We start from the raw sequence: 23,683 nt of genomic DNA, 5'->3' as shown, positions 1-23,683 counted from the left end.
TCAATATTTCTACAACACTCTGGAGGCTCCAGCCTTGGACGTCGGTGAACGACTGCAATCGATCCGCAAGCTCAAAGGGCTTTCCCAGCGTGAACTCGCCAAACGCGCGGGCGTCACCAACAGCACCATTTCGATGATCGAAAAGAACAGCGTCAGCCCTTCGATCAGTTCGCTGAGAAAAGTTCTGGGCGGCATTCCCATGTCCATGGTCGAGTTCTTTTCCGAAGAAATCCTGCAGGAAGTCCCGACCCAGATCGTCTACAAGGCCAACGAGCTGATCGACATTTCCGACGGCGCCGTCACCATGAAGCTGGTCGGCCGCGCACACCCGAGCCGGGCTATCGCGTTTCTCAACGAAATCTACCCGCCGGGCGCCGATACCGGCGAAGAAATGCTCACCCATGAGGGCGAGGAAACCGGGATTCTGGTCGAAGGTCGTCTGGAGCTAGTGGTGGGTCTGGAAACTTTTATTCTCGAAGCCGGCGACAGCTACTACTTTGAAAGTACCAAGCCGCATCGTTTCCGTAATCCGTTCGACGCGCCTGCGCGACTAATCAGCGCAGCCACGCCGGCGAATTTTTAAAGATAGAGGCGCCAAGCCATGACGGCGAAGGCATCCAACGAGTTTTTCCACCGTGCGGTATAACCCCTTCGACTATGGGGTTGTTTCAGTGTGGCGGGCTACCCGCTATACTTCCGCCCGCCTGCGAACCGTGGCCGCAGGCGTGAATAGCCACCATTGAGGGTGAACGCGTGAACCTAATTATGAAAATGCTGGCCGCACCAGCAACCGTACTGGCCCTCTGGGCTGTCAGCGCTCAAGCTGCGACGAATGACGACATTGCCAAACGCCTCGAGCCGGTTGGCCAGGTGTGTGTTCAAGGGCAGGAATGCAAGGGGATGGAAGTGGCTGCAACTGCCGGCGGCGGTGGCGGTGCGAAAACCCCGGATGAAGTGATTGCCAAACATTGCAACGCTTGCCACGGCACCGGCCTGCTGGGCGCACCGAAAATCGGTGACACGGCGGCCTGGAAAGACCGCGCCGATCACCAAGGCGGTCTCGACGGCATCCTGGCCAAAGCCATCACCGGCATCAACGCCATGCCGCCGAAAGGCACCTGCGCCGATTGCTCGGATGACGAGCTCAAGGGCGCAATCCAGAAGATGTCCGGCCTGAAGTAAGGCGCGCATCTGATGAAAAAAACCGTCTTCGGACGGTTTTTTTGTGTCTGCAATCTCACTGCATGTTTTTCACGATATAGGCGCCGGAAGAATTAAGCACAGCTTTGTACACAGCATAAGCATCAGTATCTACCGGGGCTATTGGTTCGGAGCGCCCTTCCGATATCTGTCTCAGATCACATCCCGGGATCGACATAATGAGAGGTGAGTGAGTAGCAATGATGAACTGTGCGCCTTTGCGCGATAGCTCCATTACGCGGTTGATAAATACCAATTGCCTCAATGGAGATAGCGACGCTTCCGGTTCGTCAAGAACATACAGCCCCTGAGCTTTGAACCGGTGTTGAAACAGTGCCTCCATTGCTTCGCCATGAGACATGCAATGCAGATCCACACCGCCATAATAGGTCTTTATTTCGGGATCAAAGCTTGTCTCTTGATCAAGCTTGCGAATCGCAGTGTTCAAGTTATAAAAGGTTTCGGCTCTGTAGAAAAATACATCCTTCTCCCTTCGATAACCTTTTGATAGTCTCAGAGTTTCGTGTAATTCCGAGTGAGTATTCTCGGTCGAAAAGTTGAAGTTCTTCCCGCCGCCTTCTGGATTGCATCCTAAATTGATGGCAAGTGCTTCAAGCAGCGTGGATTTTCCAGAACCGTTTTCACCGATAAATACGGTAATTCTGTTACTGAATTGAAGCGGAAAAAGGCCGCGTAGAAAATGAGCCGCTACCCTGTCTGGTTTCAGGCGTATCTGCTGGATGAATAAATCATTCATATTGGTGCCCCCTGAATACTCTGCCTACGGATACCTTTACTCCAATCATCGTGATGCCAAGTCTTATCGAACTCGTGCTAGTCATGGTAAAAATCCCGACGTAGCCAAGATAGGCAATAAGACGCTCGCCGAATAACTCCGGCGTCGCAGTGGCGCTAAAAATGATGACCGATACTGTCCCGGCCGAGATAGCCATTTCCGGCCAGAAGCACTGAATGGCGTTGGCTTTTTGATATTTGTAGCGTGCTAGTATTGTGTTCCTTAAACATTCATTACTACTGCTGATAAGTGCCTGATAACTTTGCTCATCAGTTGTGGGTGAACTGAAAGTGCTGATGAGCGACTCCTTGTACAGGTCTTCATTGATCATTTCTGCTTTATACAGACTCTGGATTTGTGGTTTGACAAATTTTAACTGCACACAGGTCAACACAATGATAAATGTCAGGGGGATGAAAAAATAAGCGTTTTCACGAAGTAAGATATAGGCTGTGGCAAATGTCAGAATACAAGATCCTGCCAGATGAATTGAGTCATGAAGGACTGAAGCAATTTTCTCGGCATCTTCTTTGATCATCGTCACGCGACAGCTTAATGGACAAGGTCTTTCATCATGCACAATGAAATTGATGAGTGAAAAGCGAGATTTCGCTTCCATGAGCGCCGCCATGGAGCTGCCCAGAGTTTGCGTCGCGAGTTTTGATAAAAAAACAGCGGTGAGAATGAAATACAGATTAGTGCTTACAGCACCACTGCTGAGAGCAGTAAGTCCCTCTGCCACGATCGAAGGTATTAGCAACTGACATGCAGCTGCTAAAGTCAGGCACATTGTTGAAAACAAAAATAATGCCACGTTTTTCTGCAAGCACATAAGCATAATTCAACGCCCCCCGTACTGTAGTTTATAGCTCAGAATTCGGTTGCGGCGATAAGAGGCCTCTCTGCTTGAGTAGTAAATGGATATAAGCGACATAGTTGGGCTGAGCACGCGTTCGAGGTAGATGGCGGAGGCAAAGATAGCGCCTGTTGTCAAAGCGCGTTCACTTATTAAATGAGCAGATATCAAGAATAAAAAAACTATCGCTACCAAGTAACAGATTCCTGAAATTGATTCGAAAAATGATGCTTTCAGATTTGAGCGAAAAGCGAGGCGCTCAATGTTTTTGATGTCCAGCTTGACTCTATCGTTGTATGGTTTTGCATTGCATACATGCGCACAGATTGCCCCGATTGCAACGGTGTTTTTTTGTACGTATTCTTCAAAAAGGGTTTCGCTCTTTTTCCGGGTTATAAAATATGCAGCTGAGGCATATAGCAGACCGCCAAGGGGGGCTAGCGCCAGAAGTGGATGATACTGAGCTGTTATAATCAGTGCGAAGATTATGATGCTGAAGTTGAGTGAAGTGTCAAAGAATACCGAGTGGTAAAGATACATCGAGCCGTCAACATCACCGTCTATGAGTTCGATCTGTTCACCCTGGTTTCTCGTGTGTGTGGATGCCTTGCTTCGCAGGTGCGTTAGGATTTTCCTTTTCAGAGTATATCTTGTCTTGGCAGCAGTCCTTTGTAGATACATGTTAGCTGCTAGCTTCAAGGGAGGCGTCGCGATGATAAGAAGCGAAGCGCCTGCGAGTGCATATAAATATAGGCGATCTTGGGATAGATACAAATTAATTGAATTACCGATTAGGTAGGGCGATGCGCTTGTTAGAACTGAGACGCCCAGGCCAAAGCAGCAAAGTATGAGGTTGCTTTTCATGGTTTGATAAATTCCATTTGGTGCGGAAGAAATGGAAACTCGTAGTTACGGTCAATCAAACCAATGGAGCCGAGTAGTGAACCCACGCGCCCAATCCATAATCCTAATGGATCGGCAGTTTTTGTTCTCAAGACTCTTGAGTCTTGTTCGCTTAAATTGATGATATTCGACCATAGAAAAACTTGTGGATCGAGCAACGATTCGGGTGAGATCTTTTTCATGATATTCAGAATCCCGTAAGCACCATGACATAAAGAGTCATTGACGGGTCTCTTTCTCTTTTCGAGATTCGAATATGAGAATGCAGCTTTGGGTGGGTGCCTTTCCAAGAAATCTAGCGCGGGCTGGACTCCATTGTTTGCGAAATAGCTGATCGCCAAATAATTTCCAGGTAAACCGTGGCTCCACGCAAACTCGCCGGCGCTTGATTCCGAGCGTTTTCTGTAGTCACGCCAATTTTCAATTGACTCATCATATTCGTTAAGCTCCCAAGACAGAAATCCTAGGAATAATTCGTGGATTGAATCTTTTTTTGCGATCACGTTATTAAAATAAAATAATGAGTATGCGCATCCCATTATTCCGTGAGATAGACCACTCAATAAAGCGTCGCTTCTCGTTGTAATTGCATTGTCGAATGTGGTTAGTCTTCTTCCAGATATAAAAGTGAGTTCGGTCTCTATTTTTTCGTATAAGGAGCTAGCTAAATCGGAAAACGATAAATCTTTGGTAAGGTCGAATAGCAGTGTGAGTACATTTAGAGTGCCGAACATGCCTGATAGAAAGTCAGAACCCCAAAAATATTTTTGCCACCACGGGTCTGTCAGTACGTCTTCAACATATTTTTTATACAGTTGTAGCAGTTGGTTTTGCCTTTCATCCTCAAAATAATTTAAGGCTATCAGGAGCGGAATCATTGCAGACGATAGACCGAAGTGAAAGCCCCCTAGGTGCGTACCCTTATGTGTCAGTTTTTTAATTACTCTAGTGTGGCAATGATTGAGTAGTTCGGTTACCAGGGTTTTATCTATGGCGCTACTATGACTGGCCGCCACTACGCAGCCATAAAGAATACCGGACAACCCGTAATAGAAATCATCTCCTAACTCCGAGAATTCCATATAGCCACCAGGTGATGAGTGAAAACCTAGCCAGAGTCCGTTACTCGAAATTTCGGTACGTAACATTTCATTGATCAAGCATGCGTTGATTTTCGATGACGCTCTGATTTTGTTAATAATTTCGTCTATATTCGAATAGCGGGCGTCTTTCACGTCGTCGTGTTGTTTGAAGGAGTGGTCCGTGAGTTTATTTCCGTGCTCATACATATTTTTCATTGCTAAGAGGGTATTTGAAGTTAGTTTTTTTTCAAATGCAATTCTGTTTTTGTCCAAGGTTTTTATGTATTGGATGCTGTTATCTATTCCGTTTATATAATCATTGCTATCGAGGTGCCCTGAACCGCTGTAACTGGGTTCGTAGAACTCAAGAATACCGGCTTGTCCTCGAGCAAAAGGTATGTCCAGATCCAAGCAAGCTAAGACCTCCGCGTCAAGAAAACCTATCGCGGGGGCTGTGTCGTTATTAAGGATGTTTTCCAGAAAGGCCGTTCGTTTGTCAGTGCAGCGCATTAAGGTTGCATGCAGGGAACATTGAATGGCGTAGTGATATGTCGCGGTCGGTCTGGGAATATACCTGTTTTGTCGACCTCTAAAAGATTTAATCTTTTCAAAAATTAGTGTTTGTTCATTGGTCAACATAAGAAATAGTGCGTTTAGGCCCTCAATGATTTCTTTTTCGTAATCCCACGGCTGTGCGGGTTTCCCATTAAGATGCAAAACGTTCTGATTTGGATAGATTTTAATTCCGTCCATTCCAAACTGGCTGTGACCTGTTTCGTCTTCTAAGTGCTGATACAGATTTAGACTGACATATTGCTCTGATAATCCACCCAGCGCGCTCAAGTCTACACCGATGCCATCGGTGCCTTTCCAAGTCCAATTCGGAAGAATACTTGTTTGTGTCACATTCCATCGGACTTCTCTCGGGATTGTCTCAATGTTTAATGTGCTGTAAAAAATTGTCTCCAGATCAATTGGTATAGGGCTTGCTCCATGTGCAATCAGATTGTCAGAGGTAATGTCAGCAGCCATAAAAGCAGTGCAATAACCTAATAAAAACCCTGCCCTTTTAAAGTATTGCCGTACATCTTCTTCAGTTTCTGCCTGCTTTTGAGGTGTATGCTCTGACCATCCATGTTCTTTTTTCACCAAGTAAACTGGTATTTTCCATCCGCAAAAATCATTGTCGGCGGCTCTGCTCAAAGACAGTAGAAGACCGGATGCCTCCGCTTCAAGTTTAAGATTTCTTGGTTTATAAACTATTTTTATGGAGTTAAAGGAAAGCGTGCAGACGGTCCTCGATCCATAATGCGTTTCGCCAGCCGAGACATCAATTGCGGAGAGATTGACGTCAGCCCCGATATTGAATACTTCGTTAATCTCCTGCCTGTCTTCCATCAAGTCAGTAATAAGCTGTAACGTAAATTCGACAAAATTTTGTGATATTTTGGTGAGGACTCGATCTAGCTCCGGATAGGCTTTAATAATCTCGGTGAGATAGTTTTTGTTTTCGCTAACTAACTTGAAGTAAAGTGAAGTTTCCATCTCTTGGCCGATGATGGATTTTTCAAATATTTGTTTTTCAGTGATTAGAACATTATTAGCTGCGTTGGTAATTCTCGCTGCTAGGTTAGTTGCGAAGCCGCTGATAATAACTGACTGAGCTTTCAGGGTGTTTCCGGATGCTTTTGGAAGTTTCTTTTCGATATGATAAATATAGTAAGACAGGTATGGCCATACCGGGCAGTCAGTGGTAAGGCTTCGGTTGGAGTTCAAGGGTTCAGTTAAAAACTCAATCGGCGTTTTCAATGTAAAAATCCTAAAGAAAGTAAGAGGGGCGGCACGTATTGACCGCCCCTGACTCATAACTACATGTAAGTCGCGTAGCAGCATCCCTGCCAACATTGTGAACAGCAACTAGTGCATGGGCGCGAACCACTGCTGGCTGCACTCAAGTTGCTGAATGCTTGAATTGCCAACGTTGAAATAGGTGCGCTTGAATTTAAAATGCGTGCCCGTGCACTACGGATTGCTAAGAAGTCGATTTCTATAACGTTTCCTCATAAATTTATGTTTGGCCTAAAGGCATTGGTTGCTAATGAAGTGTTACGTTTTAATGCTAGCTGTGACTCAAATAACTTCAATTCAGAAGTGTCTTGAAGTTCTGCATGATTAAATTCGAACCAATGTAGGAAATAAGCTGCAGGTTTGTACGATGATTCTCTTGGTGTTTTTAATTCATTGTTATTGTTGAAAGTTTTTTTGGATGTGCTTGCACCAAACACCACTCTCGCCTATTTCATTTTTTTCGCAGTAATTGCCTTCCCTCTGAAGTAAATCCCCGGCAAGCTCGGTCTACCTCTATTCACGGAACGGGCGGGAGGCTTCAGATGGTGCAGTTGTGTTCGATCGAACAGGCAGTGGACGACGTGCTCGCACGGTTGCCGGTGCATATCCACATGGGCTTGCCGCTGGGGCTGGGCAAGCCCAATCATTTCGTCAACGCGCTGTACCGGCGCATCAAGGACCTGCCCGAACGGCAACTGACGATCTACACCGCGCTCTGCCTGGGGCGGCCGAGCCTGGGCGACGGTCTGCAGAAGCGCTTCATCGAGCCCTTCGTCGAGCGTGTCTTCGGTGATTACCCCGAATTCGATTTCCTCGCCGATCTGCAACGCGACAGCCTGCCCGCCAATATCCGCATCGAGCAGTTCTTCATGCAGCCCGGCAGCCTGCTCAACAGCGCGCCGGCCCAGCAGGATTACGTCAGCAGCAACTACAGCCACGCCGCCCGCGACATCAATGCCGCCGGGCTGAATCTGGTGGCGCAGTTGCTCGCCAGCAGTAGCGAACATCCTGATCGTCTAAGCCTGAGTTGCAACCCGGACATCACCCTCGACCTGTTGCCGATGATCGCCAAACGCCGTGAGGCTGGGGAGACGATTCTGCTGGTCGGGCAGGTGCACACCGATCTGCCGTACATGCCTGGCGATGCCGAGGTCGACATCGACACTTTCGACCTGCTGATCGACGCGAAGGACAGCAGCACGCTGTTTTCCACACCGAACATGCCGGTCGGTTTTCAGGATCATTTCATCGGTCTGCACGCCAGTACGCTGGTGCGCGACGGCGGTACGTTGCAGATCGGCATCGGCTCGATGGGCGATGCGCTGACTGCCGCATTGCTCGCGCGTCAGGCCGATAATGGCGGTTATCAAGCGTTGCTCAACGACATAAACCTCAGCCAGTGGGCGCAGTTGATCGAGCGCGAGGGTGGCACCGGACCGTTCGCCAAAGGCCTGTACGGTTGCAGCGAAATGTTCGTCAACGGCCTGCTGGTGCTGGCGGACGCCGGGATCATCCGGCGCAAGGTCTACCCCGACGTGCAGACGCAGGAACAGGCCAATGCCGGCACTCTCGATGAAGCGGCGCAAATCGATGGCATCTCGGTGCACGGCGGTTTCTTCCTCGGCCCGCGCAGTTTTTACGAGCGCCTGCGCGAGCTGCCGCAGAGCAAGCGCCTCGAATTCAACATGACCCGCATCAGCTACATCAACGAGCTGTACGGGCAGGAAGAGTTGAAGCGCTTGCAGCGTCTCGACGCGCGGTTCATCAACACCGTGTTCACCATGACGCTGATGGGCGCAGGCGTGGCCGATCAACTGGAAGACGGGCGGGTGCTCAGCGGCGTTGGCGGACAGTACAACTTCGTCGCCCAGGGCCACGCGCTGCACGATGCGCGTTCGATTCTGATACTGCGCAGCTGGCGTGAGTCCGGTGGCGATGTCAGTTCCAACATCGTCTGGGAATATGGCCATTGCACGATTCCACGGCATCTGCGCGATATCGTGGTCACCGAATACGGCATTGCTGATTTGCGCGGCAAGACCGACGCGGCGGTCATTGAGGCGTTGCTCAATATCAGCGACTCACGCTTCCAGCCGGGGCTGATCGAGCAGGCGCAGAAGGTTGGTAAATTGCCGAAGGGTTTCCGCATCGATCCGCGATTTGCCGAGAACACGCCGCAACGTTTGCAGGCAATTGCAGCGAAGCATCCGCATCTGTTTCCGGAGTATCCGCTGGGCTGTGATTTCACAGTGATAGAGAGGGATTTGCTGCGGGCGCTGAACTGGCTGAAGAGCAAGTTCAAGCTGACCGAGATTCTGGAGCTGGGCAAAGCAGCGCTGGATGCGCCGGAGGCTTCGTTGTATCCAGAGCATCTGGAGCGGATGCAGCTCACGAACCCGGAAGGCCTGAAGGAAGACCTTTTCCAGCGCCTGCTGTTGACCGGCCTGAAGGCCACCGCGCAATAAAAAACGACAAAAAAACCTGTGGGAGCGGGCTTGCCCGCGATGGCGGTGTATCAGTCAACTTGGATGTTGAAGGATAGGGCGCCATCGCTGGCAAGCCAGCTCCCACAGGTATTGAGTCGTTTGGTTATTCGATGAAGGTAACGACGCCATCCTTCAGCGATTTCACGCGAGCCAGCGACTCAACGCGATAACCCTGCGAGTCCAGCTCGGCGCGGCCGCCCTGGAACGACTTCTCGATGACGATGCCCAGACCGGCCACGGTCGCGCCAGCCTGTTTGATGATCGAGATCAGCGCCTGCGACGCCTTACCGTTGGCCAGGAAGTCGTCGATGATCAGCACGCGGTCGCTGCTGGTCAGGTGACGCGGGGAGATGGCGACGGTGCTTTCGGTCTGCTTGGTGAACGAGTAAACAGTCGCCGACAGCAGGTTTTCGGTCAGGGTCAGGGACTGGTGCTTGCGGGCGAAGATCACCGGCACGCCGAGGTTCAGACCGGTCATGATCGCCGGGGCAATGCCCGAAGCTTCGATGGTGACGATCTTGGTGATGCCCGAATCCTTGAACAGCGTGGCGAATTCGTCGCCGATCAGCTTCATCAGGGCCGGGTCGATCTGGTGGTTCAGGAAGGCGTCGACCTTCAGGACCTGGTCGGAAAGCACAATGCCTTGTTCGCGGATTTTCTGCTGCAATGCTTCCATGAAGCTGTCCTCATTTGGCGCTTTGAGCGCCGAAGGTCTAGTAAAAAGTGGTCAATTCTAGCGCTTTAACATCGCGCGTATATCGGCCAATGCGTTGTTGCCGCGCACGGCTTTGACTTCGGTCGGTGTGTCGTCGTTGCCTTCCCACGCCAGATCGTCCGGCGGCAGCTCATCGAGGAAGCGGCTGGGCGCGCAATCGATGATCTCGCCGTACTGTTTGCGCTTGGCAGCGAAGGTGAAGGCCAGGGTCTGACGGGCGCGGGTGATGCCCACGTAGGCCAAGCGGCGTTCTTCTTCGATGGTGTCGGCTTCGATGCTGGAACGGTGCGGGAGTATTTCCTCTTCCATGCCCATGATGAACACGTAGGGGAATTCCAGACCCTTGGACGCATGCAGGGTCATCATCTGCACGCCTTCGGCGCCGTCCTCTTCTTCCTGCTGACGCTCGAGCATGTCGCGCAGGACCAGTTTGCCAATGGCGTCTTCGACGGTCATCTCGCCTTCTTCGTCCTTCTCGAGCGTGTTTTTCAACGCCTCGATCAGGAACCAGACGTTGCTCATCCGGTAGTCGGCAGCCTTGTCGCTGGAGCTGTTGGTGCGCAGCCAGTTCTCGTAGTCGATGTCCATGACCATGCTGCGCAGCGCCGAGATCGGGTCTTCGCCGGCGCACTGCTCGCGGACCTTGTCCATGAAGCGCTTGAAGCGCGCCAGACGATCGGTGAAGCGGCTGTCGAGGTGTTCGCCAAGGCCGATTTCGTCGGTGGCGGCGTACATCGAGATCTTGCGTTCGGTGGCGTAGTTGCCGAGTTTTTCCAGGGTGGTCGAGCCGATTTCACGGCGCGGCACGTTGATCACCCGCAGGAAGGCGTTGTCGTCGTCCGGGTTCACGATCAGGCGGAAGTAGGCCATCAGGTCTTTCACTTCCTGACGGCCGAAGAAGCTGTTGCCGCCGCTCAGGCGGTACGGCACCTGGTGGTGCTGCAACTTCAGCTCGATCAGCTTGGCCTGGTAGTTACCGCGATAGAGGATCGCGAAATCGCTGTACGGACGGTCGGTGCGCAGGTGCAGGCTGAGGATTTCCATGGCCACGCGCTCGGCTTCGGCGTCCTCGTTGCGGCAGCGGATCACGCGGATCTCGTCACCGTGGCCCATCTCACTCCACAGCTGCTTTTCGAATTCGTGCGGGTTGTTCGAAATCAGCACGTTGGCACAACGCAGGATGCGGCTGGTGGAGCGGTAGTTCTGCTCCAGCATCACCACTTTCAGCGACGGATAGTCGTCCTTGAGCAACATCAGGTTTTCTGGTCGCGCACCGCGCCAGGCGTAGATCGACTGGTCGTCGTCGCCTACCACAGTGAACTGGTTGCGCTTGCCGATCAGCATTTTCACCAGCAGGTACTGGCTGGCGTTGGTGTCCTGGTATTCGTCGACCAGCAGGTAGCGCACCTTGTTCTGCCACTTTTCGAGAATGTCGGCGTGCTCCTCGAAGAGCTTTACCGGCAGCAGGATCAGGTCGTCGAAGTCCACCGCGTTGAACGCCTTGAGCGTGCGCTGGTAGTGGGTGTAGACGATCGCGGCAGTCTGTTCTTTCGGATTGCGCGCGTTCTCCAGCGCTTGCGGCGGCAGGATCAGGTCGTTTTTCCAGGCGCCGATCATGTTCTTGATCTCGTCGACGCCGTCGTCGCCTGCGTATTCCTTCTGCATGATGTCGGTCATCAGGGCTTTGACGTCGGTCTCGTCGAAGATCGAGAAACCGGGTTTGTAGCCCAGCCGCGCGTGTTCCTTGCGGATGATGTTCAGGCCCAGGTTGTGGAAGGTGCAGACCGTCAGGCCGCGACCTTCGCCGGCACGCAGCAGGGTGCCGACCCGCTCCTTCATCTCGCGCGCGGCCTTGTTGGTAAAGGTCATGGCGACGATGTACTGGGCGCGGATGCCGCAGTTCTGGATCAGGTGCGCGATCTTGCGCGTGATCACGCTGGTCTTGCCGGAGCCAGCACCGGCGAGCACCAATAGAGGGCCGCCGACGTAGTTCACGGCTTCTTGCTGCCGGGGATTGAGTCGGGACATACGAAAATTCGGGAGTCGTTGACGAAATGGGCCGGCATTTTAACAGGCTCAGAGAATTGTGCTGCTCTGTCCGACTTGTGACGCACCACGCGATTCAAATTTGCCGGTTTTGTTACTTTCGCGGAGGATGCGCGGAGATTTTGCGACTAATGTTCTCATTCGTGACACAAAATAACGTTTTGATAACCGTTGTCATTTGGTCATTGAACTGCGCAACGGCATAATGCCCCGCCCACACCATTGCAGAGTCTAGGGAGCTAGCTTGTCTACGCCTGTCGAACCCTTGCGTTTGCTGCTACTGGCCGAAGAGCCAGCGTGGACAGCGTTATTGCGTGAGTGTCTGGCTCCGATGGGGAGCGCGGCGGTGCTGATCAGCGCGCCGAGCTGGGAGTCGGTCAGCAGTTTGTTCGAAGACAACCGCCATGCGGTGCTGTTGACCCTTCCCGCGTTGCAGCCGGCGCCCGGTCGTTGCAGCCTGCCGACGGTATTGCTGCTGGAACACGAACCCGAGACCGCGCCCGTTGGCGTCAGTGACTGGCTGGTGTTCGACGCGCTCGATGCCGGCATGCTGCGGCGTTGCCTGCGCCATGTGCGCGAACGCGGCGTTCTCGAAAACACCCTGCAACGTCTTGCCGAACAGGACCCGCTGACCGGTATCGCCAACCGTCAGGGCTTCCAGACCTTGCTCACCGCGCGCCTTGCCGAAGGCGATGGTCGTGGCCTGGCGCTCGGGCATCTCGACCTCGATAATTTCCGTCACGCCAACGACGCCCTCGGCCATCAGGCCGGCGACCGCTTGATTCTGCAAGTCGTCTCGCGGCTGAAAAGCCAGCTGGAGGCCGGCGATCAACTGGCGCGCCTCGGCAGCGATGAGTTTGCCCTGCTGATCGACACCCGCCGCGCACCGCAGCGCGCCGAGTGGATGGCCGAACGCATCACCGAAGCCTTGGCCGAACCTTATTGGGTCGACGGCGAAAGCCTGTTGATCGGCTCGAGCCTTGGTATTGCCCATGCCCGCGCACAGGGTGGCGCCGACCCGCTGATGTGGCACGCGCACATCGCCATGCAGCAGGCCAAGAGCACCCAGGGCTGCACCTTCCATATCTTCAACGAACGCATCAATCGCAACGCACGGAGCATGGCCGACCTCGAAAGCGAGCTGCGCCGGGCCTTGCGTCGCGATGAGCTGGAGCTGCATTACCAGCCACGGCTGAATCTCGAAGACGGCCAGATCGTCGGCCTCGAAGCCTTGGTGCGCTGGCGTCACAGTGAGCGTGGCTTGCTGCCGCCAAGCGAATTCGTGCCGCTGGCCGAGCAGAGTGGCTTGATTGTGCCGCTGGGCTACTGGGTGATTTCCCGTGCGCTGCGCGACATGCAGGCCCTGCGCGAGCACGGTTTACCGGCGCTGCACATGGCGATCAACCTGTCCTTCCGTCAGTTTCAGGACAGTCAGTTGCTGCCGACCCTCAGTCGGCTGATTGCCGAACGTGGGGTCGAGGCGCAGTGGCTGGAATTCGAGCTGACCGAAACTGCGGTGATGCGCCGCAGCGATCTGGTCAAACAGACCATGGACGCCCTCGGCCGTCTTGGCGTGCGCTTTTCGCTGGATGACTTCGGCACCGGATTCTCATCGTTCGTGCACCTCAACAGCCTGCCGATCACTCTGCTGAAGATCGACAAGAGCTTCGTCGGCGGCATGGAACAGCGCGAAGAAAACCGCAAACTGGTGCACGCGATGATCAATCTTGCGCACAACCTGCATCTGGAGGTGGTGGCGGAAGGGGTGGAAACGCCGGAGCAGCTCGAATTGCTGCGCGGGTTTGGCTGCGATCAGGTGCAGGGCTATCTGATCAGCAAGCCGCTGCCGTTGGCGGAGCTAGTGGCGTACCTGACCTTCGGATCGAGTCAGCACCCAGCACTGGAAGTCGTGAGCTAACTCCATAACTCAATTTGGAACAACATTGTGGCGAGGGGATTTATCCCCGATCGGCTGCGAAGCAGTCGCAAACCTTAGCACTGGGAACATCTTATAAACCTCAGCTACCGGTGTTGGGGCGGCTTCGCCACCCATCGGGGATAAAACCCCTCGCCACAAAGGCTCACTCCTACAAGGGATCTCAGTCAGGCTGCGCGACCGTGTAGTGACTTGAGGATGCAGGTTCACGCCGAATCATCCGCTTCATCTTCCACTCAAACGCCAGCGTCAAACTCACTGCCGCACACGCCAGCCCCAGCGCCAGCCCCCACCACACCCCCGTCGGCCCCCAGTTCAAGTGGAACGCCATCCACCACGCCGCCGGCGCACCGATCAGCCAATAGCAACCGAGCCCGACCAAGAACGTGGTCTTGGCATCCTTGAGCCCACGGATGCAGCCCATGGCAATCGTCTGCGTGCCGTCGAACAACTCGAACCACGCCGCCACCGCCAGCAGGCTCACTGCCAGGCGAATCACTTCAGCAAACGCCGGATCATTGTGATCAAGGAACAACCCGACCAATTGATTCGGCAGCAGCCAGAACACCATGGCAAAACCCAGCATCACCACCGCACCGAAGACGATCCCGACCCGCCCGGACATCCGCGCAACGTTCAATTGTCCGGCGCCGTAATGCTGGCCGATGCGCATGGTGATCGCGTACGACATGCCCGCTGGCACCATGAACGCTACCGAAACGATCTGCAGGGCAATCTGGTGCGCACCCATTTGCGTACTGCCCATGGTGCCCATGCACAGCGCCGCGAAGGCGAACAAACCGACCTCCACTGCGTAGGTGCCTCCAATCGGCAGGCCGAGGCGCCACAACTCTTTCAAGTATTGGCGATTTGGCCGCGACAGGCCGGTACGCAATGGATAAGCGTCGTAGGCCGGATGCCGACGGATATGCCAGGCCAGCGCGAGCGCCATGCAGTTGGCGACAATCGCCGTGACCAGACCGATGCCCATCAGGCCCAGTTTCGGCAGGCCGAACATACCGGTGATCAATGCGTAATTGAGCAGGAAATTGGCCACCGTGCCGCCAAGGCTGATGACCATCACCGGGGTCGCCCGGCCAATTGCACTGGTGAAGCCGCGCAGGGCCATGAAGCTCAAATAGCCCGGCAGGGCGAAGGGCAGGGCGATCAGGAATTGTCCGGCTGCGGTGACGTTGGTTTCGGTCTGGCCGAACAGCAGTAACAGCGGTTTCAGATTCCACAGCAGCAACCCGGCACCCAGCGCCATCAGCCACGCCAGCCACAATCCGGCCTGAGTCAGGCGTGCCGCGCCAATGATGTCGCCGGCGCCCTGACGGATCGCCACCAGGGTGCCGACCGCAGCGATCACGCCGATGCAGAAGATCGACACGAACGAATAGCTCGCCGCGCCCAGCCCGCCGCCGGCCAGGGCTTCGGGGCTGATGCGCGCCATCATCAGGGTGTCGGTCAGCACCATCAACATGTGCGCCAACTGTGAAGCGATCAACGGCCCCGATAGCCGCAGGATGGCCCAGAGTTCGGTACGCACAGGATGCTGCATGGTCATCACCACTCATCAATAGAGGGAACAAGGGACCGTCGATTCTCGGCGCTTGGAGGGGATTGCACAAAGGGATAAAAAGGATGGGTTGCATGATTAAAACTCATCCTGAGAAGATGCCGACAGATTGGCCGTATCCCGTAAACAGGAGCTTTGTGCATGTCCCGTCGACTTCCTCCGTTGTATGCCCTGCGCGCATTTGAAGCGGCGGCGCGGCATAGCTCGTTCACCCGCGCCGCCGAAGAGTTGTCGATCACTCAAAGTGCGGTCAGTCGGCATATTCGTACGCTTGAGGAACATTTCGCCTGCCGGCTGTTTCACCGCAGCGGGCGTAATCTGCAACTGACCGAATCGGCGCGGATGCTGTTGCCGGGCATCCGTGACGGGTTCACCGCTTTGGAGCGCGCTTGCAATACCTTGCGTGCCGAGGACGACATCCTGCGCATGAAAGCGCCGTCGACCCTGACCATGCGCTGGTTGCTGGCGCGGCTCAGTCGCTTCCGTCATTTGCAGCCGGGCAACGAAGTGCAATTGACCAGCGCGTGGATGGACGTGGATTCGGTGGACTTCAACAATGAGCCGTTCGATTGTGCGGTGCTTCTGAGCGACGGACATTTCCCGCCAGACTGGGAGGCCAGCCAGCTGTTTCCCGAGGAGCTGATTCCGGTCGGTGCGCCGAACCTGCTGAACGATCAGCCCTGGGACGTGGCGCGACTGGCCAGCGCCGAGTTGCTGCACCCGACACCGGATCGCCGCGACTGGCGCAGTTGGCTGGAGCACATGGGGCTGTCTGATCAGGTCTCGCTCAAGGGCGGGCAGGTGTTCGATACCCTGGAGTTGGGCATGATCGCGGCGGCTCGTGGGTACGGCGTGTCGATGGGCGATTTGCTGATGGTCGCCGAGGATGTGGCGCAGGGGCGCTTGAGTCTGCCGTGGCCGACCGCCGTCGCCAGCGGCCTGAATTATTACCTCGTGTGGCCAAAAACCCGTCCGGGAGGTGAACGTTTGCGCCGCCTCAGCGACTTCCTGCAAGGCGAAGTCCGCGCCATGGCGCTGCCGGCTGTAACACGCTTGAGCTGAAACGTTAGAGCCGCCACAATGCCGGCCTTGTGCCATAACCCTGCTGATCGCTCAAGTATTCGGTTCTACCGCCGAATACGTGCATGTGGAACCGTCGTGCCGGTCTCCACGATTCACCCCCATTAGAAAATTATCCGAGCTGCGATCAAGGAGGATCGGCAAGTTCGGCCAGGAGCTGTCCATGTCTCAACCTCGCGCTCGGATCGCCTCGCAGCTGGGCCTCGCGCTCGCCGTGATACTGGCGATTGTCATCAGCGGCAGTACGGTGTTCGCCCTGCGTTCGCTGGATACCGCCAACCTCGCCACCCGTGAAGAGCACTTGGCCAGTGAGGCGCGGCTGCTGGCCGACCAACTGAGCACCTTTCACGGCACGCTGCGTGAAAGCACCCAGCGTCTGAGCGGGTTGTTCGAGAAGCGCTTCAGCGCAGGTCTGAGCATTCACCCGAGTGAGCCGGTGACCGTTGCCGGCACCCAGACCCCGGGCCTGCACCTGGGCGGCGAAGTGCTGAACAACAACTTCAAGGAAGTTGACGAGTTCAAGCAGATGACGGCCGGCGTCGCCACGCTGTTCGTGCGCAGCGGCGAAGACTTCGTGCGGGTCAGCACCTCGCTGACCAAACAGGATGGCACTCGCGCTATCGGCACCTTGCTCGATCACGCGCACCCGGCTTACGCGAAGTTGATGGCGGGGCAGGGTTATGTCGGCCGCGCCTTGTTGTTCGATCGCTCCTACATGACTCAATACACCCCGGTGCGCGATGGCAGCGGCAAGGTGATTGCGGTGCTGTTCGTCGGTTTCGACTACACCGACGCGCAGAACATTCAGTTCGACAATCTCAAGCGTTTCCGCATCGGCCAGAGCGGGTCGCTGGCGTTGCTCGACGAGCAGAATAAATGGCTGGTGGCGCCGGCGGGTGTGCAGGCCCCGGAACAAGCCGTACCGGTGATCAAGGGCTTGGCTGCGAAACCGGGCAAGGGTGAGTTCTGGAGCGATACCTCGGAAGACTTCTACAGCATCGCCGTACCATTTGACGGCGGCCCGTGGTCGGTAGTGGCGAGCATGCCGAAAGCCGAGATTCGTGCGGTGACCTGGAGCGTCGGTACGCAATTGGCGATCGGCAGCCTGTTGGCGATGTTGCTGGCGGTGGGTTCGGTGGTGTGGCTGCTGCGCAGCAAACTCGCGCCGTTGAGCGATCTGGTACGGCAGGCCGAAGCTTTGGGTGCCGGTGATCTGAGCGTGCGTCTGAACGTGTCGAGCAATGATGAGATCGGTCAGCTGTCCCGCGCGTTCAACCAGATGAGCCAGGCGCTGTCGACCATGGTCGAGCACATTCGTCGCTCTTCGGAAGAGGTCAACAGCCGTGCGCAGGCACTGTCCGGTTTGTCCGGCGGCGCCTACGAAGGCATGGAGCAACAGTCCGGTGAAATCACCAGCATGGCCGGCGCGGTGGAAGAGTTCAGTGCTACCTCGCTGAACATTGCCGACAACATGGGCGCCACCCAGCGCCTGGCGCAGGAAAACGCTCAGCAGACGCAGATCGGTCGTACCTCGATGGACGAGGCGTCTTCCTCTCTGGAGCAAATCGCCGGCGCGCTGAACACCACCGCCACCGTGATCAACACATTGGGTCAGCGTTCCCAGGAAATCGGCGGCATCGTCAGCGTGATCACCTCGATCGCCGAACAAACCAATCTGCTCGCGCTCAACGCCGCGATCGAAGCGGCCCGTGCCGGTGAACAAGGTCGCGGCTTTGCGGTAGTGGCGGATGAAGTGCGTAATCTGGCATCGCGCACCCGTCAGGCGACCGATGAAATCTCCGGCATGATTCACAGTATCCAGCAGGAAACCGGCAACGCGATCAGCACCATGGAGCAGGGCAATCTGCTGATGCAGGAAGGCCTGTCGCGTAACGCCAATGTCGCGTCGGCGCTGGCGCGCATTGATGAACAGAGCCGTTCGGCGGGGCAGCAGTTTGCCGCAATCACCACGGCGACTCAGGAGCAGAGCAGTACCGCGACGTTGCTGAGCAGCAATTTGCAGAGCATTGCGCTGGCCAACAGTGAGCAGCGAGAAGTGGTTTCCAACCTGGCGGTCACCGCCAGGGAACTGGAGAAGCTGGCCGCCGATCTGCGCTCCGAGGTTGATCGTTTCCGCTGATACGGCGTGCCGGTTATTGGTACGCGGAGAGGTCTTCGCTGGAGTCGACCTCTCCCCACTCCCCTGAATAGGCAACGGCCTGGATCGCTACCCGACCGGCGTCGATGACGCGCTGCAGGGTATTGGTCATGTGCATCTTGTCGCACTGGCTTGAGGTTAACTCATCCCGTAGCCGCACGACTTCTGCCCAACCTGCGGGCGTGAAGCGCAGCAACCCCATGTACTGGCCTTCGACTTCCCCCACTGATTGCGGTTTGTTGCCGATTTCGGCCAGCGTGTTGTCGCTATTGAGCCGGAATGTTTCAGCATCCAGCAGTGGATCGCCAAAACGCTGGGTCCACAGTTCCAGCCAGTTGGGGTCGTAGGTGACGGCCAGCAACGCTTCGCTGGTCATCAACGACCTGACGGCGTCCGGGCTGTAAAAAATATCCGAATAACTGACGATGCACGGCTGGCCTTCAAGCCAGGCTTCGGCGCAGGCCAGTGATGACACCATGTTGGTGTCTGCCCAGCGAGAGTTATGAAACTCGGTCAGGCCGCGGTCGGCCAGTAATTCGCGTTTGTAGCCGGTGACCACCGCGATTTCACTGATACCCGCTGCACGCAACGACTCTAGTTGCCATTCGAGCAGCGGCTTGCCACGCAACTCCACCAGGCATTTGGGGCAATCATCCGTGAGGCTTTTCATGCGGCTGCCACGTCCGGCAGCCAGGATAATGGCTTTCACGACACATCGGTCCCTTGAGTTGTTTGAGTGGAATCGGTTTCGCCGAACAGCTGGCGAATGCGCTGAATATCGTGGGATGCAAAGTCCGTCTCGCGCTCCGGGTGCCACATCCAGCCTTCCCAAGGGCGAGACAGGTGCCGGATCGCTTCGATTTCGCCGTCCTCACTGCGCGCCAGAACTTCAAAGTCCTGCGGACAACTGGCCAGAGACTGGCTGTGATAGCTGTTGACCTCGGCGACGATCTCCCCGGACAGGCGATGCCGGGTGCGCACGTGCCCGCTGACCGCTTTCAGTTCGCTACCTGCCCAATGCCCCAGCATCTGCATGCCGCGGCAGATGCCCAGCACTGGCAGATTGCGCGAGCGTGCGTGATCGAGCAGGCGTGTCTCGGTGAGATCGCGGGCCAGGCACTGGCCGATGTCATTGCCACCGGACAACAGCAATGCCTGAGGCGATACAGCGGCCAGCCAGTGTTCGAGGCCGGCATCGAACAATCCGTTGGGCACCGGCAGGGGGATGAACCCCGCAGCCAGCAGAAAGTCGATCAGGCGTTGATCCAGGGCATCGCGGCTTTCGCCGCGCTCCGGATGCAGGTCCACTCTCTGACTGACAGCGACCCGCTTCATGTCATCATCTCCACCCTGCGGCCCGGGCAGTCCAGATGCAGGATATCTGCTGTCGACCAGCGCCGGTAAAGCACTTCTCCAGCGCCAATGACGGCCGGCAGGCCGAGTTCACCGGCGCGAATCGCCATGTGCGAATTGGCTCCGCCCCACGCGGTAATCAGCCCGGCAATCGGATAAGCGAACAACCAGTCGAAACCGGGGTCCGCGTTGGGAATGCAGACAATCGCCCCGGCCAGCTTTTCCCGGTCATCGCATTGCACCACGGGTGCCGTCACACGTTTTTGCGTGATGAAGTTGGGCGCCGTTTCCGGCCACTCGAAGCTCCAGACATCTTCCGGACAGGTGATGACGGGTGGCAGGGACACCTTCAGTGTTTCTGCGTAGCGCGCCTTGCCTTGTTCGATGCTGCGCAGCAGCACGTCTTTTGGGTCGGCAGCGGCAACGTGCAGTTCCTGGAAGGCGCTGATATCGCAATAAGCCAGTTCTTCGCGGTCGATGCCGTACTCGGCGCCGACTTGCGCGATCAGCGCGAGGGCATCCGACAGGTTGCGGGTGAAATGAAACTTGGCCAGTTCGCGCAGCTCGATGCCGTTTTGCAGGAAGTCCAGCAGCCCTACCGGATCCGGTTGCAGGCCATGGGCCTCGAGCAGTTTCACGATCTCGCGCATCTGTGGCAGCGTCAGCGAAAACGGTTGCAGTGGCTCGGGGGCTGCTGGTCGCTGGTCCCAGTCGAAGTAGAGTTCCGGTGCTTCATCGTAACGTGGCGACAGAATGTCGTAGGTGCCGGGGCGCAGGTGCCCGTAGCGTGCGAGGAAAGTTGTCTTGTCGAGTGTCGCCCGATCACGCGCCAACTGACCGCTGACGGTTGAGACGCCGGCCATGAACGCATCGTAGTCGGCTTGCGAGAAAACACCCACGCTGACCAGTGACCTGAGCATCTGCACCGCAACGAAACCCGCACGGGCCAGGCCGGCGAAGGGCAGGGTGCCGTAGCGTTTTGCGTCTTCCAGCAGCCAGTAGATGCGCTCCAGCGGATCGGCGTTGGAGGCCAGCAGCTCTTCGCGGCGGGCATTGAGCACATCGAGTTTGTTGGCGTCGCTGCGCCACAAACCATCCTTGGGATGCACGATGCGGTTAGTCAGTTTGCGCAGACTGGAACTGATGGCCTCCAGTTCGTGCGCGGAAAAGCCTGCACTGGCCAGGCGCTCCAGTTGTTGCGACAGGTCCAGGGTGTAGCAGGAGAAAACGATCTCGAACTCCACCTTGTCGTGCAGGGTCGGCTCTGCCAGCAACCGATCAATGTAGTAGTCGACCAGTCGCCCGGCCAGTCCCTCGTCGAGGTCTGCCGGAATGAACGAGTTGAACGACAGGCGCACATCGATATATGGCAAACCGAAAAAGTGCGGCATCAGCGGGAAGCTGCGCAAGTTGCGGTAGCCATAGTTGTGACGCTGGTAAGCCCAGATGGAGTCGGTCACCAGATCGCGATACAGCGACAGCGCCAGCGGTTTGGGGCGGATACCGATGATCTCTGCCGGGTTCCAGTCGGGCATCACGCCGTAGACCGTGCGCTGGCCGATCAGGAATGGATGCGGGCGCATGCCGCGAGCGATTTTCTGCTCGATACTTTGCAGGCGGGCAGCCTGCGCGGCTTCGGACTCTGCCCGGGCAGGCAGAATCAACGGCCGGGCCTGCAACAGCCACAAGGCCTCGCCTTCGGCTTCGCACGTCACCGCGAACTCGCAGTCGACGGGGCCACCGCCGAACAGCTCCAGCAGCTCCTCAAGCAAAGCAATGATCGGTGAGAGGGCTGCGGGCGGTGAAACGGGGCTGTGCGCCGCCTGCTGCCACAACCGTCCGCCCATGCCGCCGGTGACCGATGCGGTGTCGTCACCTTCCGACCAGTTCACCACACGGTACGGCGCGCAGGTATTCGGGTCGTGGGAAAACGCCACGCCGGAACGGATCACGTTGCCGAGCATGGGTTGAATCAGCACCTCGTCGCTCAGATGCGTCTCGCCATAACTGGCGATGACCTGCTCAACCGCCGACTCAAGCCCTGCTTCTTCGACATTCGGCACCGAGAGAAAGGCGCCGGCGAAAGAAGCCTCGGCGCTGTCCTCGCGGCCACAGCTGGAGCGCACGATCCAGGAGGGGGCAGGCAGCCGCCCGCGGAGATCCTGAATGCAGGCGCGCCGATCCGCGTGCCACTGCTCCACGGTAAACGCGAGCAGCGGCGCAATGCGTGCCGACGCGAGCCGCCCTTTCAGGCGCGACAAGGTGCCGGCCTTGGTAGAGAAATGCAGGGCCATCAGGCGTTATCTCAGCTGAGCGACCCAGATATTCGTCGAGTACGGGATCTCGATCGACGGCGTCTGCAGGCTTTGCAGGTAATCGTCGATGGCGCTGATGACTTCGTGAAATTTCGCGCCCGCCTGACGTTCCAGCGTGGCGTGGGAGCGCCAGGCTTCCAGGCACTCTGCGATGGATTGCTCGTGGATGACCCGCGCATCCAGATGCACGACCGGGCCGAACAGCTCGCTGGCGTCGATCACGGCAGTCTGGTCTTCACGACGGGTGCCGTAGCCATAGCCGGCGACGCGCTCTTTGATGATGGCTTCGATTCGCGCCTGAATCGGATCTTCCAGATTGCGGTGGTTCCACATGCAGGCAAACCAGCCGCGCGGTTTGAGAATGCGCGCGGTTTCCTTGAGTGCCTGCTGACGGTCGCAGACATTGAAGGAGCTGCCGAACGTGACCATGTCGAATGCCTGCGCCGCTTGCCCGGTCACTTCACCGGTGCCTTCGTGCCATTTGACATTGGCCAGCGCGGCGGTGCGCTTGATGCCGTTGGCGCGCATTGCATCGTTGGGTTCTACCGCGGTGACATCCAGGCCACGGGCGGCCAGCATCAGCGTCAAGTGTGCAACGCCCGCGCCGACGTCGCAGAACTTGTCGCCTTGCTCGGCGCCAGCGATCGAGAGCATGGCGTCAATGGCGGCATCGGCGTAGTCAGGGCGCTTCAAATAGGCATCGGCCAGAGTGGTGTAGTCCCATTCGGTTTTCATACTCAGTTCCTTCCATAAATTTTATTGATCAAATCTTCTGCCAGGGTTTGCCTGGAGCGCTGCGGGTCGAACTCTACAAGCCAGTCTGCCGCTTGCGGTTCATCAATGGTCAGATCAAGCCCGGCAACATTGTGCAGTTCCCCGGCATCGTATCGACGGTAGATCCCCTTCGGGTCGCGGCGACGCAATTCCTCGACCGGGACCTTCAAATAAACTTCGAAATAGCCGGGCAGGTGGGCGCGGTTCCATGCATGGACTTCGCGAAACAGCGAAATCGTTGCAATCACCACGGTCTGGCCTTGCGCGGCAATCATTCGGCACAGGTGGGCATATTGCATCGCCAGCGCCAGTCGTCCGTCACGGCCATGGTTCTGTGAGTTGGCGGCGGCTGCGCCGAATACTTCGCGCAACTCATCGCCATCGAGCATGACCACCGATCGTCCTTCAGTACGCAGTCTGGCAACGAGTTCACGGGCCAGCGTTGACTTGCCCGCACCTGAAAGGCCCGTAATCCAGATTACCTGTCCATCAGCATCACATTTCATAGTGTTCTGACTCGTGTTCGATTCGAGTGTATCGGCAGGCTGTTTCCTCG

At 56.4% G+C, this 23,683-nt stretch carries 18 protein-coding genes; 6 read left to right on the top strand and 12 right to left on the bottom strand.

Features of this window, described 5'->3' with window-relative positions:
* Positions 1 to 34 precede the first annotated feature (34 nt).
* Both ACVVH8_RS29030 and ACVVH8_RS29025 read left to right on the top strand, forming a co-directional pair.
* Positions 35 to 583, top strand: a complete 549-nt coding sequence (locus tag ACVVH8_RS29030) for a cupin domain-containing protein (protein ID WP_007920393.1) — start codon at positions 35 to 37, stop codon at positions 581 to 583.
* 182 nt (positions 584 to 765) lie between these two features.
* Positions 766 to 1,182 carry a c-type cytochrome gene (locus tag ACVVH8_RS29025; protein ID WP_047596762.1) on the top strand — a complete coding sequence of 139 codons (417 nt, stop codon included), beginning with the start codon at positions 766 to 768 and terminating at the stop codon, positions 1,180 to 1,182.
* Between the two features lie 55 nt (positions 1,183 to 1,237).
* On the opposite strand, the gene ACVVH8_RS29020 is transcribed toward ACVVH8_RS29025, so the two are convergent.
* The 4 genes from ACVVH8_RS29020 to lanM are packed head-to-tail and all read right to left on the bottom strand — an operon-like array spanning position 1,238 to position 6,646.
* Positions 1,238 to 1,957, bottom strand: a complete 720-nt coding sequence (locus tag ACVVH8_RS29020) for an AAA family ATPase (RefSeq protein ID WP_315445041.1) — start codon at positions 1,955 to 1,957, stop codon at positions 1,238 to 1,240.
* Entirely contained in the window at positions 1,950 to 2,828 is an 879-nt protein-coding gene (locus tag ACVVH8_RS29015; protein ID WP_475227615.1) for a hypothetical protein, read from the bottom strand. The genes ACVVH8_RS29020 and ACVVH8_RS29015 overlap by 8 nt, the downstream gene beginning before the upstream one ends.
* Before the next feature lie 9 nt (positions 2,829 to 2,837).
* Complete coding sequence (locus ACVVH8_RS29010; RefSeq protein ID WP_315445043.1) at positions 2,838 to 3,716, bottom strand: ABC transporter transmembrane domain-containing protein; 879 nt, start codon at positions 3,714 to 3,716, stop codon at positions 2,838 to 2,840.
* Entirely contained in the window at positions 3,713 to 6,646 is a 2,934-nt protein-coding gene (lanM, locus tag ACVVH8_RS29005) for a type 2 lanthipeptide synthetase LanM (RefSeq protein WP_475227613.1), read from the bottom strand. Before lanM ends, ACVVH8_RS29010 begins: the two co-directional genes overlap by 4 nt.
* 581 nt (positions 6,647 to 7,227) lie before the next feature.
* Here lanM and ACVVH8_RS29000 point away from each other — a divergent pair.
* A complete protein-coding gene (locus tag ACVVH8_RS29000; protein ID WP_475227609.1) occupies positions 7,228 to 9,150 on the top strand; it encodes an acetyl-CoA hydrolase/transferase C-terminal domain-containing protein in 1,923 nt (640 codons plus the stop codon).
* Between the two features lie 124 nt (positions 9,151 to 9,274).
* Here ACVVH8_RS29000 and ACVVH8_RS28995 read toward each other — a convergent pair whose 3' ends face one another.
* Together ACVVH8_RS28995 and rep are read right to left on the bottom strand one after the other, a co-directional pair.
* The gene (locus ACVVH8_RS28995) at positions 9,275 to 9,847 is read right to left on the bottom strand and encodes a xanthine phosphoribosyltransferase (RefSeq protein WP_047596759.1); all 573 of its coding nucleotides are present in this window, start codon (positions 9,845 to 9,847) and stop codon (positions 9,275 to 9,277) included.
* 57 nt (positions 9,848 to 9,904) lie between these two features.
* Positions 9,905 to 11,914 carry a DNA helicase Rep gene (gene rep, locus ACVVH8_RS28990; protein ID WP_103302574.1) on the bottom strand — a complete coding sequence of 670 codons (2,010 nt, stop codon included), beginning with the start codon at positions 11,912 to 11,914 and terminating at the stop codon, positions 9,905 to 9,907.
* 262 nt (positions 11,915 to 12,176) lie between these two features.
* Here rep and ACVVH8_RS28985 point away from each other — a divergent pair, with 262 nt between their 5' ends.
* On the top strand, positions 12,177 to 13,850 hold the full coding sequence (locus tag ACVVH8_RS28985) for a putative bifunctional diguanylate cyclase/phosphodiesterase (protein ID WP_103302573.1): 1,674 nt from the start codon (positions 12,177 to 12,179) through the stop codon (positions 13,848 to 13,850).
* 181 nt (positions 13,851 to 14,031) lie between these two features.
* On the opposite strand, the gene ACVVH8_RS28980 is transcribed toward ACVVH8_RS28985, so the two are convergent.
* Positions 14,032 to 15,429: a NorM family multidrug efflux MATE transporter gene (locus tag ACVVH8_RS28980; RefSeq protein ID WP_213026950.1), complete on the bottom strand. Its 1,398-nt coding sequence runs from the start codon at positions 15,427 to 15,429 to the stop codon at positions 14,032 to 14,034.
* Positions 15,430 to 15,588: 159 nt separating this feature from the next.
* On the opposite strand from ACVVH8_RS28980, the gene ACVVH8_RS28975 reads away from it, so the two are divergent.
* Positions 15,589 to 16,509, top strand: a complete 921-nt coding sequence (locus ACVVH8_RS28975; protein ID WP_103302572.1) for a LysR substrate-binding domain-containing protein — start codon at positions 15,589 to 15,591, stop codon at positions 16,507 to 16,509.
* A gap of 181 nt (positions 16,510 to 16,690) precedes the next feature.
* Positions 16,691 to 18,667: a methyl-accepting chemotaxis protein gene (locus ACVVH8_RS28970; RefSeq protein ID WP_103302571.1), complete on the top strand. Its 1,977-nt coding sequence runs from the start codon at positions 16,691 to 16,693 to the stop codon at positions 18,665 to 18,667.
* A gap of 13 nt (positions 18,668 to 18,680) precedes the next feature.
* On the opposite strand, the gene ACVVH8_RS28965 is transcribed toward ACVVH8_RS28970, so the two are convergent.
* The 5 genes from ACVVH8_RS28965 to ACVVH8_RS28945 are packed head-to-tail and all read right to left on the bottom strand — an operon-like array spanning position 18,681 to position 23,633.
* Positions 18,681 to 19,394, bottom strand: a complete 714-nt coding sequence (locus ACVVH8_RS28965; protein ID WP_401301040.1) for a phosphocholine cytidylyltransferase family protein — start codon at positions 19,392 to 19,394, stop codon at positions 18,681 to 18,683.
* A complete protein-coding gene (locus ACVVH8_RS28960) occupies positions 19,391 to 20,020 on the bottom strand; it encodes a gamma-glutamyl-gamma-aminobutyrate hydrolase family protein (RefSeq protein ID WP_475227606.1) in 630 nt (209 codons plus the stop codon). The genes ACVVH8_RS28965 and ACVVH8_RS28960 overlap by 4 nt, the downstream gene beginning before the upstream one ends.
* Positions 20,017 to 22,332 carry a PEP-utilizing enzyme gene (locus tag ACVVH8_RS28955; RefSeq protein ID WP_475227603.1) on the bottom strand — a complete coding sequence of 772 codons (2,316 nt, stop codon included), beginning with the start codon at positions 22,330 to 22,332 and terminating at the stop codon, positions 20,017 to 20,019. The genes ACVVH8_RS28960 and ACVVH8_RS28955 overlap by 4 nt, the downstream gene beginning before the upstream one ends.
* A 6-nt stretch (positions 22,333 to 22,338) precedes the next feature.
* Positions 22,339 to 23,088, bottom strand: a complete 750-nt coding sequence (locus tag ACVVH8_RS28950; RefSeq protein WP_103302567.1) for a class I SAM-dependent methyltransferase — start codon at positions 23,086 to 23,088, stop codon at positions 22,339 to 22,341.
* 2 nt (positions 23,089 to 23,090) lie between these two features.
* The gene (locus ACVVH8_RS28945; RefSeq protein WP_213026944.1) at positions 23,091 to 23,633 is read right to left on the bottom strand and encodes an adenylyl-sulfate kinase; all 543 of its coding nucleotides are present in this window, start codon (positions 23,631 to 23,633) and stop codon (positions 23,091 to 23,093) included.
* Positions 23,634 to 23,683: the final 50 nt, after the last annotated feature.

It is taken from the genome of Pseudomonas trutticola BRTCR10, assembly GCF_056155105.1.
Note: the sequence above shows the minus strand (reverse complement) of the source record. Positions and strands in the feature narration are given on the sequence as shown.

Coding starts and splice junctions, on each gene's coding strand:
- ACVVH8_RS29025 (WP_047596762.1), top strand. CDS start 766: ATGAAAATGCTGGCCGCACCAGCAACCGTACTGGCCCTCTGGGCTGTC.
- ACVVH8_RS29020 (WP_315445041.1), bottom strand. CDS start 1,957: ATGAATGATTTATTCATCCAGCAGATACGCCTGAAACCAGACAGGGTA.
- ACVVH8_RS29015 (WP_475227615.1), bottom strand. CDS start 2,828: ATGTGCTTGCAGAAAAACGTGGCATTATTTTTGTTTTCAACAATGTGC.
- ACVVH8_RS29010 (WP_315445043.1), bottom strand. CDS start 3,716: ATGAAAAGCAACCTCATACTTTGCTGCTTTGGCCTGGGCGTCTCAGTT.
- ACVVH8_RS29000 (WP_475227609.1), top strand. CDS start 7,228: ATGGTGCAGTTGTGTTCGATCGAACAGGCAGTGGACGACGTGCTCGCA.
- ACVVH8_RS28995 (WP_047596759.1), bottom strand. CDS start 9,847: ATGGAAGCATTGCAGCAGAAAATCCGCGAACAAGGCATTGTGCTTTCC.
- rep (WP_103302574.1), bottom strand. CDS start 11,914: ATGTCCCGACTCAATCCCCGGCAGCAAGAAGCCGTGAACTACGTCGGC.
- ACVVH8_RS28980 (WP_213026950.1), bottom strand. CDS start 15,429: ATGCAGCATCCTGTGCGTACCGAACTCTGGGCCATCCTGCGGCTATCG.
- ACVVH8_RS28975 (WP_103302572.1), top strand. CDS start 15,589: ATGTCCCGTCGACTTCCTCCGTTGTATGCCCTGCGCGCATTTGAAGCG.
- ACVVH8_RS28970 (WP_103302571.1), top strand. CDS start 16,691: ATGTCTCAACCTCGCGCTCGGATCGCCTCGCAGCTGGGCCTCGCGCTC.
- ACVVH8_RS28960 (WP_475227606.1), bottom strand. CDS start 20,020: ATGAAGCGGGTCGCTGTCAGTCAGAGAGTGGACCTGCATCCGGAGCGC.
- ACVVH8_RS28955 (WP_475227603.1), bottom strand. CDS start 22,332: ATGGCCCTGCATTTCTCTACCAAGGCCGGCACCTTGTCGCGCCTGAAA.
- ACVVH8_RS28950 (WP_103302567.1), bottom strand. CDS start 23,088: ATGAAAACCGAATGGGACTACACCACTCTGGCCGATGCCTATTTGAAG.
- ACVVH8_RS28945 (WP_213026944.1), bottom strand. CDS start 23,633: ATGAAATGTGATGCTGATGGACAGGTAATCTGGATTACGGGCCTTTCA.